Source organism: Methylobacterium sp. Leaf361, from assembly GCF_001424445.1.
GTDB lineage: Bacteria > Pseudomonadota > Alphaproteobacteria > Rhizobiales > Beijerinckiaceae > Methylobacterium.
This window is the reverse complement of sequence record NZ_LMPY01000045.1, coordinates 427,926-447,165: the sequence shown is the minus strand read 5'-3', so window position 1 is coordinate 447,165 and position 19,240 is coordinate 427,926. Positions and strand designations below refer to the sequence as shown.

Annotated in this window: 15 protein-coding genes; 9 read left to right on the top strand and 6 right to left on the bottom strand. The window is 71.2% G+C overall.

What is annotated here, in order from left to right; genetic code table 11:
* Positions 1-36 precede the first annotated feature (36 nt).
* The gene (locus ASG32_RS25840; protein WP_056531976.1) at positions 37-1,785 is read right to left on the bottom strand and encodes a heparinase II/III family protein; all 1,749 of its coding nucleotides are present in this window, start codon (positions 1,783-1,785) and stop codon (positions 37-39) included.
* Between the two features lie 173 nt (positions 1,786-1,958).
* Complete coding sequence (locus tag ASG32_RS25835; protein ID WP_056531974.1) at positions 1,959-2,897, bottom strand: zinc ABC transporter substrate-binding protein; 939 nt, start codon at positions 2,895-2,897, stop codon at positions 1,959-1,961.
* A 155-nt stretch (positions 2,898-3,052) separates the two neighbouring features.
* On the opposite strand from ASG32_RS25835, the gene ASG32_RS25830 reads away from it, so the two are divergent.
* The 7 genes from ASG32_RS25830 (at position 3,053) to ASG32_RS25800 (ending at position 12,923) form a co-directional block, all read left to right on the top strand.
* On the top strand, positions 3,053-3,598 hold the full coding sequence (locus tag ASG32_RS25830) for a Spy/CpxP family protein refolding chaperone (protein WP_056531972.1): 546 nt from the start codon (positions 3,053-3,055) through the stop codon (positions 3,596-3,598).
* Between the two features lie 92 nt (positions 3,599-3,690).
* On the top strand, positions 3,691-5,451 hold the full coding sequence (locus tag ASG32_RS25825) for an ABC transporter ATP-binding protein (RefSeq protein ID WP_056531970.1): 1,761 nt from the start codon (positions 3,691-3,693) through the stop codon (positions 5,449-5,451).
* A 115-nt stretch (positions 5,452-5,566) separates the two neighbouring features.
* A complete protein-coding gene (locus ASG32_RS25820) occupies positions 5,567-6,655 on the top strand; it encodes a branched-chain amino acid aminotransferase (protein ID WP_056531968.1) in 1,089 nt (362 codons plus the stop codon).
* 174 nt (positions 6,656-6,829) lie between these two features.
* Positions 6,830-8,635 (top strand): hypothetical protein, encoded by a 1,806-nt coding sequence (locus ASG32_RS25815; RefSeq protein ID WP_056531967.1) that lies wholly within the window; start codon positions 6,830-6,832, stop codon positions 8,633-8,635.
* A gap of 134 nt (positions 8,636-8,769) precedes the next feature.
* Complete coding sequence (gene oxlT, locus ASG32_RS25810; protein ID WP_056531965.1) at positions 8,770-10,056, top strand: oxalate/formate MFS antiporter; 1,287 nt, start codon at positions 8,770-8,772, stop codon at positions 10,054-10,056.
* A gap of 145 nt (positions 10,057-10,201) precedes the next feature.
* Positions 10,202-11,947 (top strand): oxalyl-CoA decarboxylase, encoded by a 1,746-nt coding sequence (gene oxc / locus ASG32_RS25805; protein WP_056531963.1) that lies wholly within the window; start codon positions 10,202-10,204, stop codon positions 11,945-11,947.
* Between the two features lie 280 nt (positions 11,948-12,227).
* Entirely contained in the window at positions 12,228-12,923 is a 696-nt protein-coding gene (locus tag ASG32_RS25800) for an esterase (RefSeq protein WP_056531961.1), read from the top strand.
* Between the two features lie 3 nt (positions 12,924-12,926).
* Here the strand turns inward: ASG32_RS25800 and ASG32_RS25795 are convergent, their stop codons facing one another.
* The 3 genes from ASG32_RS25795 to ASG32_RS25785 form a co-directional block, all read right to left on the bottom strand.
* Positions 12,927-14,105: an HPP family protein gene (locus ASG32_RS25795; RefSeq protein WP_020092897.1), complete on the bottom strand. Its 1,179-nt coding sequence runs from the start codon at positions 14,103-14,105 to the stop codon at positions 12,927-12,929.
* Positions 14,106-14,189: 84 nt separating this feature from the next.
* Positions 14,190-15,440 carry a formyl-CoA transferase gene (frc, locus tag ASG32_RS25790; protein ID WP_056531959.1) on the bottom strand — a complete coding sequence of 417 codons (1,251 nt, stop codon included), beginning with the start codon at positions 15,438-15,440 and terminating at the stop codon, positions 14,190-14,192.
* A 55-nt stretch (positions 15,441-15,495) separates the two neighbouring features.
* A complete protein-coding gene (locus tag ASG32_RS25785; protein WP_020092899.1) occupies positions 15,496-15,969 on the bottom strand; it encodes a PAS domain S-box protein in 474 nt (157 codons plus the stop codon).
* Positions 15,970-16,364: 395 nt separating this feature from the next.
* Between ASG32_RS25785 and ASG32_RS25780 the strand changes: the two genes are divergently transcribed.
* Both ASG32_RS25780 and ASG32_RS25775 read left to right on the top strand, forming a co-directional pair.
* Positions 16,365-17,018 carry an ABC transporter ATP-binding protein gene (locus ASG32_RS25780; protein ID WP_012322467.1) on the top strand — a complete coding sequence of 218 codons (654 nt, stop codon included), beginning with the start codon at positions 16,365-16,367 and terminating at the stop codon, positions 17,016-17,018.
* A 140-nt stretch (positions 17,019-17,158) separates the two neighbouring features.
* A complete protein-coding gene (locus tag ASG32_RS25775) occupies positions 17,159-18,400 on the top strand; it encodes a capsule biosynthesis protein (RefSeq protein WP_042675235.1) in 1,242 nt (413 codons plus the stop codon).
* Positions 18,401-18,440: 40 nt separating this feature from the next.
* On the opposite strand, the gene ASG32_RS25770 is transcribed toward ASG32_RS25775, so the two are convergent.
* Positions 18,441-19,037: a hypothetical protein gene (locus ASG32_RS25770; RefSeq protein WP_020092901.1), complete on the bottom strand. Its 597-nt coding sequence runs from the start codon at positions 19,035-19,037 to the stop codon at positions 18,441-18,443.
* Positions 19,038-19,240: the final 203 nt, after the last annotated feature.

The following is a 19,240-nucleotide window of genomic DNA, read 5'->3' as shown; positions in this document are numbered from 1 at the left end:
GGTGAGCCCGGCCAGCCGGCCCTGTCCGGAGACCCGTCAGGGCGCCACGCAGCGCAGGGGCGCGGAGGCCCGACGCTCGAAGTTCCACCGGACTTCCACATCGTCGGATACCCGCAGATGAAGGACGATCTGGTCGGTCCGGCGCGGTCCGGTCAGGCCCGAGAAGTAGACGCTCTCCTCGATGGCGATCTCGGCGTTCTCGGCGCTGAACACCCAGACCTCCCCGAGCGCCGAGGCGAGTTCCAGCCCCTCCGGGACGCTGCGCACCGCGATGCCGGGATGCAGGTGAAAACGGATCGCCACGTCCTGCGGGCGCAGCCGCCGCCCGCGGCTGAGCCCCTTGCCCTGGCGCAGGAAGGCGTCGCGGCCCTCCAGGCGCGCCGTCGCGTGGAAGAGCTGCCAGCGGCGCTCGTGCACGATGCCGAATTCGGGGGCGTAGCCGTTGTGCCGGGCCGCGAGGACGACGCTGTCGGCCTCCTCGGCCCGCTCGGCCGCCACCGCAGATGGACCGCTCAGCACCACGGGCCCGCGCCGACCGATCAGCCAGTCCGCCAGCAGCCGCTCGCCCCACCACCCGGTGCGGGTGAGGAACCGGCAGGATGAGGCGTGGGCCACCGAGGCCGTCGAATGGGCCGGCGTCGAGCGGGCAAGGAGGCGCAGATCCGCGCCGCTGGCCGGCAGGCCGCAATTGACCACGATGCGCTGCGGCCCGCTCGACATCTCGAAGGCGAGGCAGCCCGCACCGGCATTTACCGCGTAGGGCAGCGGCGGGCTGGCACCGACATCGGCGACGATGACCACCCGGCCGCCCTCCAGGCGCTCGTAGCCCGAGTTCGGCGCGTGCATCAGCGGGCGGGCGAGCGCGCCGTCATAGACCAGCAGGGTCGCGAGATGGTCCGCGTCCGTGGCGCCCATGCCGTTGAAGTGGCTCAGCGAGGCGTCCGGGTGGCGGAGCAGTCGCAGCAGCGGCAGCATCCGGTCAACCGCGCGCAGGAGCGCCAGCGGCGGCTCGACGCTGCGGCTCAGGTAGCTCTGCCGCAGCGGCAGGAGGTCGAGGAGCAGCTCCATGGCGTAGCGCGGGTCGCGGGAGCGGTGGCCGCCGTCGGTCAGGATCTGCCGGTCGAGCTCCCGCGTCAGGATGCGGGTCGCCCGGCGCAGGATCGGCTGGATGCCGTCGCAGCACAGGCCGGCGTAGCAGAGCGCCACCGCGGCGTTAAGGCGCCATTGCGGCGGCACACCGCGCCGGAGGTCGCGCTCGAGCTGCTGGGCGTTGCGGCCGATCGCCTTGAGGAAGTTCTGGTAGAAGCCGTGGTCGGCACCCTCCAGAACGAGGGGCGACTGGCACAGGAACGAGATCAGCCGGCGCGCCGCCACCGGCGTCTGGCGGGCGAGCGCCGCGTCGCCGCGGCCGGCGATGAAATCGGCCACGAAGGCGCGGGCATTGGCGCGGGCCAGCGCGGTGTCGGCGGCGCGCAGGTGGCGCAGCCAGCCGAAGCCGTAGAGCTCGTCGGCCCATTCCGGCGACGGTGCCGCGTAATCGAAGGGCGAGCCGCCGCTCGCCGCGAGCGATCGGCCGGCGAAGACGAACAACCCGGCATAGATGTCGTCCGCGAAGGTCGCGTCGGAGGTGCGCAGATCCTGCGGCGCGATCACCAGGCCGGCGACCCGCATCCGGGCGAGGATGTCGGGCGGGGCTGTGACGCTGGCGCCGGCGGCGCGGACCGCGCGCGCGGTCTCGCGCGCGACGAGCCGATAGAAGCGCCAGCGGTCAGGCCCCCAAGCCACGCGATCTCCGAGCTACGCGTTCTGAAGGCCCCAAGGCCTTGAGCCCTCGCGCACGAGGATCGGCTGGCACCCGTTTCGTAAGGCTAGTGGGGGCCTCTTAACCGGCGGTTTACGCTATGTCATGTCCGACGCCGTGAAGGCGAAGGATCGCGGCGGCGCGCCCTCCCGGCGGGCTAGCCCGGCATCAGCGCGGCGTCGAACGCCTTCAGGTTCGACCGCATCAGGTCGAGATACGTCGCGGCTGGGCCGTCCGGCGCCGAGAGCGCGTCGGAATAGACCTTGCCGCCGACGCGGGCGCCGCTCTCGCGGGCGATCTGCTGCATCTGGCGCGGGTCGCTGATGTTCTCGAGGAACACCGCCGGCACGCGCTCCTTCCGGATCTGGCGGATGATCGCGGCCACGTCCCGCGGGCTCGCCTCGCTGTCCGTCGACACGCCCTGCGGCGCGATGAAGCGCAGGCCGTAGGCCGCCGCGAAGTAGCCGAAGGCGTCGTGGGTCGTGATGATCCGCCGCCGCTCCGGGGGGATGCGGGCGATCGCCGCCCGGACGTCCCGCTCCAGCGCGTCGAGCTCGGCGAGGTAGGCGGCCGCCGCCGCCCGGTAGGCGTCGGCATGGGCCGGATCGACCTTGGCGAGGCCGTCCCGGATGTTCGCCACGTAGGTCCGCACGTTGGCGACGTCCTGCCAGGCATGCGGGTCCACGGCGTGGTCGCCGTGTCCGTGGCCGCCGTCCTCGTGGGCGTGCTCGTCCTGCGCGGGGATCGGCTTCACGCCCGCGGAGGCCACCACCACGGGGGCGCGCGTGCCGGAGGCCCGGATCAGCCGGTCGAACCAGCCCTCCAGCCCGAGGCCGTTGACGAAGACGATGTCGGCTTCGGCGAGCTTGCGCGCGTCGGCCGGGGACGGGCTCAGGCCGTGCGCGTCGGAGTCCGGACCGACCAGCGTCGCCACCGTCACGTGCGATCCGCCGACCTGCCGGACGAGGTCGCCGAGGATCGAGAAGGTCGCCACCGCCCGCACCGGCCGCTCCTGCGGTGCGGCCGAGACCGGCCCCGCCGACCCGAACCACAGGGACAGGATCGCGAGTGCCGCGATCCGGAATGTTCTCGCCACGCGCCGCACCGCTCCACCTGCCGCAACCCCGTCGCGCCTGCCACTAATGTAACATTGTTACATACACAAGCGGGATACACGGCAGGTGCCCTATGCGCGGCGTTGGGCGCCGCCGCGGGCCGCGGCGACGTCCCGAGCGTGAGACGGAGATTTCCATGTCCCGACCTTTGACGGCGGCCATCCTGGTGACCGGGGCGCTCGGCCTCGGGCTCGCCGGCGCGGCGGTCGCGCGCGATCACGGACCCGAGGGCTTCCGCGGGCACGGCCGCTGGAGCGCGCTGACCCCCGAGGACCGCGCGGCCTTCACGGATGCCCGCATCGCCGCCCTGCATGCCGGCCTGAAGCTCAACGCCGACCAGGAGAAGCTGTGGCCGCCGGTGGAGACGGCGATCCGCGACATGGCCAAGCTGCGCCAGCAGCGCCGCGAGGCGATGCGCGACCGGCCGACGTTCAGCGACGACGCCCCGGCGGCGCTGCGGGCGATGGCGGACGCGGCGAGCGCGCGGGGCGATGCCCTGCGCAAGCTCGCCGACGCGTCCCAGCCGCTCTACGCCAGCCTCGACCAGGACCAGAAGCGGCGCGCCATGATCCTCGCCCGGCCGATGGGCCCGATGGGCGGCCACGGCATGCGGGGCGGCTGGCACCGGGACCGCGGTGACGATCGCGGCGACGATCACGGGCCGCGCGGCGACGGCCGCTGAGCAAAAGCCTTGATCCGCGGCGGCGGCGGCGGCAAACCGCAGCCGCCGCGCATCCTGCCCCGGGGCGGCACTGATCCGACCCGGTAGGTCTCATGGCGCGCCTTCCCGGCGACACGGCTCCCCTCCTCGCCCGGCTCTGGCGCACGTGGCTGTACCCGCACCGGGCCACCTTGGCGGTGGTGCTGGTGCTGATCGCCCTGGTCGGCGCCTCGACCGGGCTCTACCCGGCGCTGATCAAGGCCGCCTTCGACGCCTTCGACCGCAAGGACGCTGCCGCCATCGCGTACGGACCGCTGGTGGTGATCGTCGTCACGGCCACGCGCGGCTTCGCCCTCTACGGCCAGACGGTCCTGACCAACCGGGTGGTGACCCGGGTCGAGGCCGACATGCAGGCGGCGCTCTACGGGCATCTCATCGATTCGGATCTCGCCCAGCTCGGCCGCGAGAGCCCGGCGGCGCTCACCCAGCGCTTCACCACCGACTTCGCCTTCATCAAGGAGGCGCTGACCCGCATCTCGACGGTCCTGCTCCGCGATATCGCGATGCTGATCGGGCTCGTGGCGGCGCTGATCTGGATGGATCCGGTGCTGACCCTCGTGGCCGGCGTCACGGTCCCGTTCGTGGCGGGACCGATCGGGCGGATCGGCCGGAAGCTCCGGCGGGTCTCGACCTCGACCCAGGAGCAGATGGGCGCCACCGCCAGCCTGATCTCCGAGAGCCTGCAGGGGGCCCGGGTCGCCAAGGCCTACGCGATGGAGGCCTACCTCAAGGGCCGCGCCGCGGAGGCCCTCGACGAGGTGCGGCGCCTCAAGATGAAGGCCGCCAATGCCCGCGGCCGCCTCGACCCGCTGCTGGAGATCGGCGGCGGCATCGCGGTGGCGGGCGTCCTGGTGCTGGTCGGCCAGCGGGTCCTGGCCGGCGAGAAGACGGTCGGCGACTTCACCGGCTACGTGGCGGCCCTGCTCCTCGCCGCTCAGCCGGCCCGGGCGCTGGGCAACCTCAACGCCATCCTGCAGGAGGCGGCGGCCGCGCTGCGGCGCTACTTCGACGTCATGGACGAGAGTGCCACGATCCGCGAGGCGCCGGAGGCCCGACCGCTGGCGGTGACCGGCGGCGCGATCCGCTTCGCCGACGTCCGGTTCCGCTACCGGCCGGACGCGCCGGCGCTGGAGGGCATCGACCTCGCGGCCCCGGCCGGATCGGTGACGGCGCTTGTCGGGCGCTCGGGCTCGGGCAAGTCGTCGCTGCTCAACCTCGTTCCGCGCCTCTACGACGTCACCGGCGGCGCCGTGACCATCGACGACCAGGATGTCCGGGACGTGACGCTGGCTTCCCTGCGCGCCGCGGTGGCGGTCGTTTCGCAGGAGGTCGTGCTGTTCGACGACACGATCGCCGCCAATATCGGCTTCGGCCGACCTGGGGCGACGCCCGCGGAGATCGAGGCGGCGGCCGAGGCCGCCGCGGCCCACACCTTCGTCTCGGCCCTCCCGGAAGGCTACGGGTTCCGGGTCGGCCCGGGCGGCGGCCGGCTCTCGGGCGGCGAGCGGCAGCGGGTGGCGCTGGCCCGCGCCTTCCTCAAGGACGCGCCGATCCTGCTCCTCGACGAGGCGACCTCGGCCCTCGATTCCGAATCGGAGCGGCTCGTCCAGGAGGCGCTGACCCGGCTGATGCGCGGCCGCACCACCCTGGTGATCGCCCACCGGCTCTCGACCGTGCGCGACGCCGATCAGATCGCCGTGATGGAGGCGGGCCGGGTGATCGAGACCGGGCGCCACGACGACCTGCTCGCCGCCGGCGGCGCCTACGCGCGCCTGCACCGTCTGCAGCTGTCGGAGCCCGCGACCGCCGAGTGAGGCGCAGAGTGACGCGCCGAGCGACTCGCATGTGCGGCGACGCCGTCATGCGCCGGCTCCGTAGATTCGTGCGCCGGAGCGCGCCATAAGGGCCTCAGTCGATGAGGACCACACCGTGAGCGACCTGACGTTCGAGTTCCAAAGTCATCCGGCCCCGCGGACCGCCGAGGAGCGGGCCGCGCTGATGGCGAATCCTGGCTTCGGCAAGGTGTTCACAGACCACATGGTGGTGGCGCGCTACACGGCCGGCCGCGGCTGGCACGACGCGCGGATCCAGGCGCGCGAGGCCATCCCGCTCGATCCCGCCGCCGCGGTGCTGCACTACGCGCAGGAGATCTTCGAGGGCCTGAAGGCCTACCGCACCGCGGACGGCGGCGCGGCCCTGTTCCGGCCGGAGGCCAACGCCCTGCGCTTCCGCCGCTCCGCCGAGCGGATGGCGATGGCGCCCTTCCCGGAGGACGCCTTCGTCGAGGCGATGCGCAGGCTCGTCGAGATAGACCGCGCCTGGATCCCCGACACGCCGGACGGCAGCCTCTACCTGCGCCCGTTCATGATCGCCAGCGAGGCCTTCCTCGGGGTCAAGCCGGCCTCGGAATACCTGTTCGTGACGATCGCCTCGGCCGTCGGCTCCTACTTCAAGGATCCGACCGGCACCGTGACGGTGTGGGTCTCGGAGCACTTCACCCGCGCGGCCCCGGGCGGCACGGGCGCGGCCAAGTGCGGCGGCAACTACGCGGCGAGCCTCGCGGCGCAGTCGGAGGCGGCGTCCCAGGGCTGCGAGCAGGTGGTGTTCCTCGACGCGGCCGAGCGCCGCTACGTCGAGGAGCTCGGCGGCATGAACGTGTTCTTCGTCTTCGAGGACGGCACGCTGGTGACGCCGCCGCTCTCGGACAGCATCCTGCCCGGCATCACCCGCGACTCGGTGATCACGCTGGCGCGGGAGGCGGGCCTGATCGTGAAGGAGGAGCCCTACACGATCGACGCGTGGCGCGCCGACGTGCGGGAGGGCCGCCTGACCGAGGCCTTCGCCTGCGGTACCGCCGCGGTGATCACGCCGATCGGCACCGTGAAGGGCCGGGAGGAGAGCTTCACCATCGGGAACGGCAAGGCCGGCCCCGTGGCCCAGCGGCTGCGGAGCCTGCTGGTGGACATCCAGCGGGGCAATTCCAATGACGCCCACGGCTGGTTCCAGAAGATCTTCTGAGAGCCGGCGTCCGCCCGCGGCCGTGTGGTCGGGGTCGGGACTGCCGGGTTCGCCGCGAGGACCGGGCAGGCGTCTGCCCGGTCCTCGCCCTCGTCCCGAGGTCGCGGCGCGCGTTGCGGACTTCTCGGGCGGTCTTCGGCGGAGCGCGCGGTGACGGATACGGCTGCCGCGCGCGTGACGGACGCGTCGGTCCACTCTCCCGAGCCGCCCATCGGCCCCTGGAACCCGGGCGTCCGGTCCGATCTGCCGTCCGCCTTCCTGCCCCTCGTGACCGTCTACCGGCCGGAGCACGTCGAGACGCCGCTCCGCGACGCCCTGGACCTGAGCGATCTCTGCGGGCTGCCCGCCCGCCAGCTCACCCGGTTCCGGGCCGGGCGCCTCGTCGTCCACGAGGTCCTGATCCGGGTGATGTCGGATCTCTCCGTGCCGGTGGGCGAAGTCTACGCCGATCTCGGCGTGAATTTCCGCGCCATCGTCGCGACCATCCTGCGCGAGGGCATCGAGCCCCGCCTCGCCGAGGTCGAGTCCGCCCTCGACCGGATCCGCGCCGAGGCCGACGCGGTGCTCGCCCGCGAGATCGCCGCCATCCTGGAGGAGAGACCTTCCCCGCCGCCGCCCGAGCCGCGCTGGCTCGACCGCCTGCTCGGGCGCCGCCCGCCGACGGTCCAGGCGCCGCGCGAGGATCTCGCGACCCGGGCCCTGCGCCATCTCGAGAGCTGGCAGCGACGCGCCGCCGAAGCTGGCGACGCCCTGGAGACGGCCGCCTGCGAGGCCCTGCGCGCCGTGGTGTCGGGCCTCATCGCGCGGCAGAATGCGGTCATCCGCGACGCCGCGCTGCTGCGGACCATCGCGGGGACGCTGGTCTCGAATGGCTACGGCAGCCGGCGCGTCGGCGAGCAGATCGAGCCCTGGATCGACGCCGTCGTCGAGGCGCAGCGCTACCGGCGGCTGGCGCCGCAGGATCATCCGGTGGTGATGAACGTGAAGGGCGCCTCGGCGTCCGGAAAGAGCACGATCCGCCCCTACCAGCTCGGCCTCGCCAGGCGGCTGGGCATGGCGTGGTCGGACTTCGCGGTGATCACCCCCGACGTCTGGCGCAAGTACCTCCTCGACTACGACAGCCTTGGCGAAGCTTCGCGGTACGCCGGGACGCTGACCGGCTACGAGGTCGAGATCATCGACATGAAGCTCGACCGCTACGTCACCCGCAAGGCGGCGGAGCGGCGGATCTCGAACCTGCTGATCGACCGGTTCCGGTTCGACAGCTTCCAGGCCGACGCGGGCTCGGACGGCGGCGGCCAGTTGCTCACCCGGTTCGGCGACCGCGTCTACATGCAGTTCATGGTCACGCCTCCGGCCGACACCGTGGAGCGCGCCTGGAAGCGCGGCGAGCTGTTCGGCCGCTACAAGGCCGTCGAGGACCTGCTGGCCCACAACGTCGAGGCCTATACCGGCATGCCGCGCCTGTTCTTCAACTGGGCGCTCGCCCGGGACAAGCAGGTGGTCTGCGAGTTCCTCGACAACAGCGTGCCGTTGGGCGAGCGCCCGCGCACCATCGCGTTCTGGGCGGACGGAACTCTGAACATCCTCGACGTGAAGGGGCTGATCGACATCGACCGCTTCCGCAAGGTCGACATCTTCGCCCACGGGCCCGACGCGGTGTTCGACGGCGCTGACCTCTCGGCCTCCGCCAACACCAGCTTCCTGCGCGAATGCCTGCGCCGGATGGCGGTCGTCCGCTTCGTTCAGGCCGAGACCGGCCGGGCCTTCATGCGTCTCGACCGCGGTCGGATCACGGCGCTGGATCCGGGAACCTTGGCGGCGGTGAAGTCGGGGCCCGATTGGGAGGCCGCCTGCGCCCTCATCGGCTTCCCGGCCGACCCGGCCTCGATCCCCGCCCTCGACGAGATTCTGAGCCCCGCGGAGGCACCGACGCTCGGTGCCTGGGGACCGATTCCTCCTGCCGGGCAAACGGAATAATATCGCCGTCCTGACACTTCACCCGGTCCGTCTCACCCTGGTATATTGCATACCTAGAACGGATGTGCATGATCGTCGGGGCACGAGAGACGCCGCCAGAGCAAGGCCGCGCCGCCCAAGAGAGAGGCTCAGGGATGGAACGCCAGGATTCGCCTTCGGCGAAATGGTGGCAGCTCGCCTTCGGCGTGATCTGCATGGCCATGATCGCCAACCTTCAATACGGTTGGACCCTGTTCGTGGACCCGATCGACCAGCGCTACCATTGGGGTCGCGCCGCGATCCAGCTCGCGTTCACACTGTTCGTCGCCACGGAGACCTGGCTGGTGCCGGTCGAGGCGTGGTTCGTCGACCGCTACGGTCCGAAGATCGTCGTCGCCTTCGGCGGCGTGATGATTGCCCTCGCCTGGACCATCAACGCCTACGCCGACAGCCTGGCGATGCTCTATCTCGGCGCCGTGGTCGCCGGCATCGGTGCGGGCTCGGTCTACGGCACCTGCGTGGGCAACGCGCTCAAGTGGTTCCCGGATCGCCGTGGCCTGGCCGCCGGCGCCACCGCGGCCGGCTTCGGCGCGGGTGCCGCCATCACGGTGGTGCCGATCGCCCGCATGATCGCGTCGAGCGGCTACCAGGACGCGTTCCTGTACTTCGGCATCGGCCAGGGCGCCGTGGTGCTGGCCCTCGCCTTCCTGCTGCGCAAGCCGTCGACCAACACGCCGGTCCAGCGCAAGAAGACCCGCCTGCCGCAGACCAAGGTCGACCGCAGCCCCCGCGAGGCGGTGCGCACCCCGGTCTTCTGGGTGATGTACGTGATGTTCGTGATGGTCGCTTCCGGCGGCCTCATGGCGGCGGCGCAGATCGCCCCGATCGCCCACGACTTCCAGGTGGCCGGCGTGCCGGTGAGCCTGTTCGGCCTGCAGATGGCGGCGCTGACGCTGGCGATCTCGCTCGACCGGGTCTTCGACGGGTTCGGCCGGCCGTTCTTCGGCTACGTCTCCGACAACATCGGCCGCGAGAACACGATGTTCATCGCCTTCTCGACGGCGGCGCTGGCGGTGATCGTGCTGCTGACCTACGGTCACGTCCCGATGGTCTTCGTCCTGGCCACCGCGGTGTATTTCGGGGTCTTCGGCGAGATCTACTCGCTGTTCCCGGCGACCTGCGGCGACACGTTCGGCTCCAAGTACGCCGCCAGCAACGCCGGTCTGCTCTACACCGCCAAGGGCACCGCGGCCTTCCTCGTCCCCTTCGCCAGCATCCTGTCGGCGGCCTACGGCTGGTCGGCGGTGTTCACGCTGATCATCGTCCTCAACGTGACGGCGGCGGCGCTGGCGATGTTCGTCCTGCGCCCGATGCGGGCCCGCTACCTCGCCTCGGAGGACCAGCCCGCGGCGCTCAGCGCCCAGCCGATCCGGGCGGCCTGATAGGCCTCCGCCCCACGACGTCGCGCAAGCGACGCCCGACCTTCGCGGATCTCCCGCCCTCCCCCTCCTCGGGAGTGTGGGGGATCCTCCAGCCAGCCGGCACCGAGAGCCGCCCGTACAAACCGATCCTCCGGGAGATACCGTGATGACCGCAGTCGCCAAGATCGTCCACACCACCCCCGAGGTCGAGGCAGAGCCCGAGCTGACCGACGGCTTCCACCTCGTCATCGACGCGCTCAAGCTCAACGGCATCGACACCATCTACGGTGTCCCGGGCATCCCGATCACCGATCTCGGGCGCATGGCCCAGGCCGAGGGGATGCGGGTCATCTCGTTCCGCCACGAGCAGCACGCCGGCAACGCCGCGGCGATCGCGGGCTTCCTCACCCAGAAGCCGGGCATCTGCCTCACCGTCTCGGCGCCAGGCTTCCTCAACGGCCTGACCGCCCTCGCCAACGCCACCACCAACTGCTTCCCGATGATCCTGATCTCGGGCTCCTCCGAGCGCGAGATCGTCGACCTGCAGCAGGGCGACTACGAGGAGATGGACCAGCTCGCCATCGCCAAGCCCCTGTGCAAGGCGGCCTTCCGGGTGCTGCACGCCGCCGATATCGGCATCGGCGTCGCCCGCGCCATCCGCGCGGCCTGCTCGGGCCGGCCGGGCGGCGTCTACCTCGACCTGCCCGCCAAGCTCTTCTCCCAGGTGATGGACGCTGAGGCCGGCCAGAAGTCTCTGGTCAAGGTGATCGATCCGGCGCCTGCCCAGCACCCCGCCCCCGAGGCGATCGCCCGGGCGCTCGAGGTCCTGAAATCCGCCAAGCGGCCGCTGATCGTGCTCGGCAAGGGCGCCGCCTACGCCCAGGCCGATGACGCCATCCGCGCCCTCGTGGAGACCAGCGGCATCCCCTACGTGCCGATGAGCATGGCCAAGGGCCTCCTGCCCGACACCCACCCACTCTCGGCCGGCGCGGCGCGCTCGACGGCGCTGAAGGACTCGGACGTGGTGCTGCTGGTCGGCGCCCGGCTGAACTGGCTGCTGTCGCACGGCAAGGGCAAGAGCTGGGGCGAGCCGGGCTCGACCAAGTTCATCCAGATCGACATCGAGCCCCGCGAGATGGACTCGAACGTCGAGATCGTGGCGCCCGTCGTCGGCGACATCGCCTCCTGCGTGCAGGCGCTGCTCGACGGCATGGGCCAGGGCTGGCAGCAGCCCCCGTCCGACTGGATCGAGACGCTCAAGTCGAAGCGCGAGGCGAACGTCGCCAAGATGGCGCCGAAGCTCATGAGCAACGCCTCGCCCATGAACTTCCACGCCGCGCTCGGCGCGCTGCGCACCATCGTCAAGGAGCGGCCGGACGCGATCCTCGTCAACGAGGGCGCCAACACCCTCGATCTCGCCCGCGGCATCATCGACATGTACCAGCCGCGCAAGCGCCTGGACGTCGGCACCTGGGGCATCATGGGCATCGGCATGGGCTTCGCCGTCGCGGCCGCGGTCGAGACCGGCAAGCCGGTGCTCTGCGTCGAGGGTGACAGCGCCTTCGGCTTCTCCGGGATGGAGGTCGAGACGATCTGCCGGTACGGCCTGCCGGTCTGCATCGTGGTGTTCAACAACAACGGCATCTACCGCGGTACCGACACCGATCCGACCGGCCGCGACCCGGCCACCACGGTGTTCGTGCCGGATTCCCGCTACGACAAGATGATGGAGGCCTTCGGCGGCGTCGGCTACCACGTCACCACGCCGGACGAGCTGACCCGCGCGGTCAACGAGGCGATGAACTCGGGCCGCCCGGCCCTCGTCAACGCCGTCATCGACCCGGCGGCCGGCAGCGAGAGCGGCAACATCGGCAGCCTCAACCCGCAGAGCGGGATCAAGAAGAAGAAGTGAGGGCGAGGCCCTCGCGAGATCTCTGATCCCACACCATCGAAGCCGGGCTCGCGTGTCGAGCCCGGCTCTTTGCCTTGACGAGAACGGCGTCGCGGATCCGCGCGGGACGGTGTTCCGCTGAAGCTCCCGCCCCCCGGGAGACCTTCCCCGCACCGTCATCGCGAGCGAAGCGAAGCGGCCCGGGGCGGCGCGGTCCAGTTCCGCGCGGAGCGCGGGGATGGCTTCGCCGCGCCCGCAGTGACGGCGCCGGATCCGTCATCCGTTCGGTGACGGTGCATCCATGATCGACCCCGACCTCGCCGGCCGCCTGCACTTCCGCCACCGGCTCCCCACCGAGGAGCCCCTCCCCCCGGGCCGGCACGACCTCGGCCTCTTCGCCGAGCGCGACGCGGTGCTGGTGGTCCCCGAGGGCCTCGATCCGCGCCGGCCCTGCCCGCTCGTGGTGCTGTTCCACGGCGGTGGCGGCAGCGCCGAGCGCATCCTGCCGATGCTGGAGGCGCACGCCCGGACCGAGCGCTTCCTGCTCCTCGCGCCGCAATCCCTGTTCCCGACCTGGGATGTCGTCATCGCCGGCCACGGGCCCGACCGGGAGCGCGTCGCGGCGGCGCTGGGTCACGTCGCCGACCGGTTCCTGCTCGATCCGCATCGGCTCTGCTTCGCCGGCCATTCCGACGGCGGCAGCTACACGCTCTCGTCGGGGCTCGCGAACGGCGACGTGGCGAGCCACCTGATCGTCTCGTCGGCGGGGTTCCTGTCGGTGCACCTGCAGGTCGGCGCGCCGCGCATCTTCCTGTCGCACGGCACACAGGACGAGCAGATCCCGATCGACCGGAGCGCCCGGGTCCACGTGCCGGCCCTGCGCGAGGCCGGCTATCCCGTGACCTACGTCGAGTATGACGGACCGCACGCCCACCAGCCGGCCGTGGTGGCGCAGGCGGTCAGGTTCTTCCTGGCGGATCCGCCCGCCGGGCGCTGAGGGTCAGGCCAGGGCGGCCCGGGCCGGCGCGCGGGCGCGGATCGGCGCCTCGGGCGCGTCGGCCTCGGACAGGAGCGCCGGGATCAGGTCGGTCTGCGAGACGATCCCGACCAGGCGGCCGTCGTCGTCGACCACCGGCAGGTGGTGAAGCCCCGCCTCCGACATCCGCGGCACAAGGGCGGCCACGGGCGTGTCGGGACCGACCGGCTCGACCGCGCTCATGATGTCGGCCGCGCAGCCGTGGGGGGCGCGGCCGCGCTCGGCGGTGAGGCGCAGGCGGCGGCCGAGACCGAGGCGCGGCCCGTTCCGGTCCCAGGCGGCCTTGTCGAGCAGGTCGGTCTGCGTGACGATGCCGAGGACGCGCGCGCCCTCGTCGGTGACCGGAAGCGCCTTGATGCGGTGACGGCGCAGCAGCCGCATGGCCTCGGAGAGCGGCGCGTCCGGCGCCACCGCGATCACGTCGCGCGACATGATCGCCGCGCAGGTGATCGGGCCCGAGCGGCGGCCGTAGACCCGCATCTGCACGCGCCGCAGGATCTGCTCCAGGTCGCCCCGATCGACGTCCAGGAGCTGGTCGAAATCCTCCAGCGCGGCGTCGAGGTCCGAGGCCCGGAAGCCGACGCGGGCGTCCGAGGGCGGATCGGCGGTCCGGGGCCCGGCCGGGCGCAGGTGCGGGTAGGCGCGCCCGGTGAGGTTGTTGAACAGCAGGGCGGTGGTCAGCAGCAGCAGCGAGTTGACCGCCACCGGCCACAGCACGAACCCGTAGCCCAGCTCCCGGATCGCCGGGCCGCCGAGCACCGCCGTCAGCGCCACGGCCCCGCTCGGCGGGTGCAGGCAGCGCAGGGCCATCATCAGCGCGATCGCCACCCCGATGGCGCAGGACGCCGCCACGAACGGGTCGCCGATCCAGGCCGCCGCAGTGACGCCGACGAGCGCCGCCACGATGTTGCCGCCGAGGATCGACCAGGGCTGCGCCAGAGGGCTCGCCGGCACCGCGAAGAGCAGCACCGCCGAGGCGCCCATCGGGGCGATCAGCACCGGCAGGGCCTCGGCCGGGACGGAGACCCGGCAGACGAAGCCGGTCGCCAGGATGCCCACGAGGGCACCGGCCGCCGAGCGCAGGCGCTCGCGCTTGCTGACCGGGGTCAGCTCCGGCAGGAAACGGCTGAGGAATGCGCGCATCGGATCCGGGGCTCGCACGTGAAAAGGACGGCGCCCCGGGGAGCGCCGTCCTGTCTCAGGGTCGCTGAAGTCGGGCGGTCCTTATCAGACCGCGCGGGCCTCGTGCATCGCCCGGATCTGCTCCTGGGTGTAACCCAGGTCTGCGAGCACCTCATCGGTGTGCTCGCCGAGCAGCGGCGACGCCTTCACCTCGACCTGCATGTCGGAGAACTTGATCGGGCTTCCGACGGTCAGGTACTTGCCGAGCTTCGGGTGCGCCACCTCGACGACGGTGCCGCTCTCGCGCAGGGACTTGTCCTCGGCGATCTCCTTCATCGACAGCACCGGCGCGCAGGGGATGTCGTAGGTGCGCAGGATGTCGACCGCCTCGAACTTGGTCTTGTCGGCGAGCCACTCCTCGATCGTCTTGAAGATGTCGAAGATCTTGTCCTGGCGGGCCCGCGGCGTGTCGTAGCCCGGGTCGGTGATCCACTCCTCCTTGCCGAGCGCCTTGCAGATCGGCGCCCAGGCGTGGCCCTGGATCGTGAAGTAGATGTAGGCGTTCGGGTCGGTCTCCCAGCCCTTGCACTTCAGCACCCAGCCCGGCTGGCCGCCGCCGCCCGCGTTGCCGCCGCGCGGCACCACGTCGGAGAACTCGCCGTGGGGGTACTGCGGGTACTCCTCGAGGTAGCCGAGCGCGTCGAGGCGCTGCTGGTCGCGCAGCTTCACGCGGCAGAGGTTGATCACCGAGTCCTGCATCGACACGGCGACCTTCTGGCCCTTGCCGGTCTTGTTCTTCTGGTGGAGCGCCGTGAGGATGCCGATGGCGAGGTGCATGCCGGTGTTGGAGTCACCGAGCGCGGCGGCGCTGACGGTGGGCGGCCCGTCCCAGAAGCCCGTGGTCGAGGCGGCACCGCCCGCGCACTGGGCGACGTTCTCGTAGACCTTCAGGTCCTCGTAGTGGTGGCCGTCCGAGAAGCCCTTCACCGAGGCGAGGATCATGCCCGGGTTCAGCTCCTGGATGCGGGCCCAGGAGAAGCCCATCCGGTCGAGGGCGCCGGGACCGAAATTCTCGACCATGACGTCGGAGTCCTGGATGAGCTTCTCGAGGACTTCCTTGCCGGCCTGGGTCTTGGTGTCGAGGGTGAGCGAGCGCTTGTTGGAGTTCAGCATCGTGAAGTAGAGCGCGTCCGCGTCCTCGACGTGGCGCAGCTGCGTGCGGGTCACGTCGCCGGCGCCGGGGCGCTCGACCTTGATCACGTCGGCGCCGAACCAGGCGAGGAGCTGCGTGCAGGCCGGGCCGGCCTGGACGTGGGTGAAGTCGATGATCTTGATGCCTTCCAGCGGCTTGCTCATTGGGCGTTCTCCCTGTGCGGTTCGGTGATCGGGTCCTTCGGATCGTCCGGCGGGCTCAAGGCGCCCGACGGGCCGGATCCGAGGAAGCTTCGAGTTCGGCGACGCGCTGGCGCAGGCGCTTCTCCTCGGCCCAGCGCTCGGTCTCGTCGCGGATCACGGCGACGATCCCGGTCACCCGGTCGGAGGCGTCCCGCACCATCCCCACCGTGAAGGCGATGGAGAGCTGGCGGCCGTCCTTGTGGAGCGCCGGCACCCTCAGGGTCTCTGCCCCGTAGCGGGTGACGCCGGTGCGCATGGTCTTGGCGTAGCCGTCCCAGTGGCGGCGTCGGTGCCGCTCGGGTGTGATCAGATCGAGGGTCTGGCCCAGAGCCTCGGCGGCGGTGAAGCCGAAGATGCGCTCCGCGGCTGGGTTCCAGACCGTGATGGCGCCGTCCGGATCGGACACCACCACCGCGTCGCCGATCGCCTCGGCCAGACCGTGGATTTCGAGGGAACCGGGCGCGGCCAGGGTCGGCCCGGTCGCCGTCATGGGCGCCACCCGGTCGGCGGCGCGGATGAGAGGTGGATCGCGGCAGTCCGGCGCCTTGTCATGGGGCGGCCCTTCCTGAACGTCACGCGCGGAAACGGCGGTAAAATTCCGGTCCCGCATCCTTGAAGGGCTGTCACCCGCCCTCTTCGGTTGGTATTTGGTATGCCAAATGGAGAATGGCGTCAACCGACGGGGTGACAGGTGGCACTTTTCTTCAAGCGACCGGTGGAGCTTTCCGGGCGAAGCCGTCTGCCGACGCGCGCCGTTCGACCGCCGCCGCGCGACGCGGCAAGGCGCTCATGTCCTTCTCAGATTTGCCGCTTTCAGCGAGCAGGACTCCGCCCGTCAGGCAGCTCGGACCGGCGGTTCGGCACACCGCCCGGGAGACCATTTCGGTGATCCGTTTCGAGAAAGTCAGCAAGGTCTACCGGACGGAAGGCCACCGGCGGACCATCCTGGAACAGGTGTCGTTCACCCTGAAGCCGGGCGTGTCCTACGGCATCCTCGGCATCAACGGCGCCGGAAAATCCACCACGATGCGGCTGATCGCCGGCACCGAGGACGCGACGCGCGGCCGGATCCACCGCGGCCTCAGGGTCTCGTGGCCCCTCGGCTTCGCCGGCGGCTTCCATCCCAAGATGACCGGGCGCGACAACGTCACCTTCGTGGCGCGCATCTACGGCGAGGACCCGCGCAAGGTGCTCGATTTCGTCGAGGACTTCTCGGAACTCGGAAGCTACCTCGACGTGCCGATCTACACGTACTCGTCGGGCATGGGCGCGCGGCTCGCCTTCGGCATGAGCATGGCGATCCCGTTCGACTGCTACCTGATCGACGAGATCACCTCGGTCGGCGACGCGCGGTTCTCGAAGCGCTGCGACGAGGTCTTCTCGCAGCGCCGGAAGAACGCCGACATCATCATGGTCTCGCACTCCATGGAGACCATCCGGCAGTGGTGCACGCAGGGATTGGTCCTGCTGAACGGTCGCGCGATCATCTACGAGGACGTGAACGACGCCATCGAGGTGTACCGGCGCCTCAACGCCTGACCGCGCCGGCGGCGGCCGGACCGTGACGACATGCTTTTGCCGCCTCGCCGTGCGAGAGACGGTCGCGGCGCCGGGTGCGGCGCGCGCGGGATCCCGGTAACGGGTCGACCTTCGAGGCCGGGGAGGCCGGGAATCAGGCCATGAACATGGAGATCCGGAAGGCCGAGGGGCAGCCGGTCACGCCCGCGGACCGCCAGCAGGCGGTGAGCGAGTCGCTGCGGCAGATCGCGCGCATGTCGCGCTTCGCCGACCGCAAGAAGGGCATCCGGTCCTTTCAGGCCGACGCCAAGAACGATCCCTGGATCCCGATCCTGTTCGTCGTCTGCTTCCTGCTGCCGACGCTCGCCGGGGCGGCCTATTACGGCCTGATCGCCTCGGACCGCTACGTCAGCGAGGCGCGATTCGCGATCCGGCCGGCCATCGGCTCCGCCGAGAAGACGTCCTCGGAGACCGGCGGGACGAATTCCGGCATGGCGAACCAGATGGTGGCGCAGGACACGCTGATCACGCGCGAGTTCATCCTCAGCCGTCCGATGCTGGAGCTCCTCGAGGCGCAGCTTCCGCTTCGCCAGTGGTTCAGCAACGAGTCCATCGACTACTTCTCGCGGTTCGATCCGGAGAAGCCGATCGAGAAGTTCGTCCGCTACTGGAAGCGGCGCGTCGGCGTCGAGGTCGAGGCCGGATCCGGCATCCTGTCGGTGGAGGTCGAGGCCTTCGATCCCCAAGAATCCCTCGCCATCGCCAAGGCCATCATGAAGGAGGCCGAGCGCAAGGTGAACGACCTCAGCGTCAAGTCGCGCGAGGATGCCGTCGCCGAGAGCACGCGGGAGCTGCGGCTCGCCGAGGAGCGCATGACCAAGATCCGCCTCGCGACGCGCGACCTGCGCAACCGCGAGGGCGTGCTCGACGCGCAGAAGACGAACGACATCAACGTCAAGATGATCGCCGAGATGCGGGCCTCGCGGATCAACCTCGCGCTCCAGCTCGCGATCGGGCAGCGGGACCTCGGTCCCGACGCCCGCCGGATCATCGACATCAAGCAGCAGATGAAGGACCTCGACGACAACATCGCGCGGATCGAGCGGCAATCCGCCAGCCAGGATCCGGAGCAGAAGCGCCTGCTCTCCGACGCGCTGACCAAGTTCGAGGTCCTTGAGAACGACCGCAAGAACGCCGAGAAATACTATCAGCAGGTGCTGACCGCCCACGAGCGCGCGCGCATCATCGCGGCCCGGCAGATCGAGTTCTTCAGCCCGATCGTCGAGCCGGTGAAGGCCGAATCCTCCACCGAACCGCGGCGGCTCTTGATGATCGCGTTGATCACCGCGGGCGCCGGCGTCCTGTTCGGCGCCGCGATGTTCGCCCGGAAGATGATGACCTGACGCGCGTCCCGCCGGGTTCGCCCGGGACGGTCCGGTATCTTCAGCGGCCGGCCCCGGTGCCCCGGTCGTCCGCCGCCGGGCCGATGGTGCCGCCGGTCCAGCCCTGGGCGCGCCAGCCCTCGGCGCGCTGGTCGAGATCGATCGACCCCGCCTGGTCGAGAATGGACAGGACGCGCTCGGCCCGGGACTCGTCGGCGCGCACCGTCACCAGGGTACCGCCGCGACGCACGCCCTCGGCGTAGGTCTCGGCCTCGTCGGCGCTGAGGCCCGCCGCGGTCAGACCGCCGATCAGGCCGCCGGCCGCGGCGCCCACGCCGGCGCCCGTCACGGTGGCGACGAGCCAGCCCGCCGCCGCCACCGGCCCGAGCCCCGGGATCGCCAGGAGGCCCAGCCCAGCGAGCAGGCCGGCGCCGCCGCCCAGGACCGTGCCGACCGTGGCTCCGGTGCCGGCGGAATCCGCCGCGTCGACCGGTCGGGGAACGGCGGTCCCGGGCGCCCGCGGCGGGACCGCGGGCTCGTTGCGATTCGCGATGATGCTGATGTCCGCGTGGGGGATGCCGGCGGCCTCCAGCCGGTCCACCGCCCCCGCGGCGGCGTCGTAATCGTCGAACAGGGCGGTCAGGGCGCGCAGGGCCATCGAGCTCTCCCGGTATGTCCGAGCCGGGGCCCGGAGACGTGGCGGCGGCGCGGGCGGCCCGGACGCGGGCGCGGTCGGATGCCGGATCGACGCTCTCGCCGACCGATCAAGCGATCGCGGCGGCCCGGGTTCCCGCGAGCGCCGGCCCCATCTTAACGCCGCGCTAACCATCCGCTCGGCAGATCTTGCCGGGTACGTCCCGG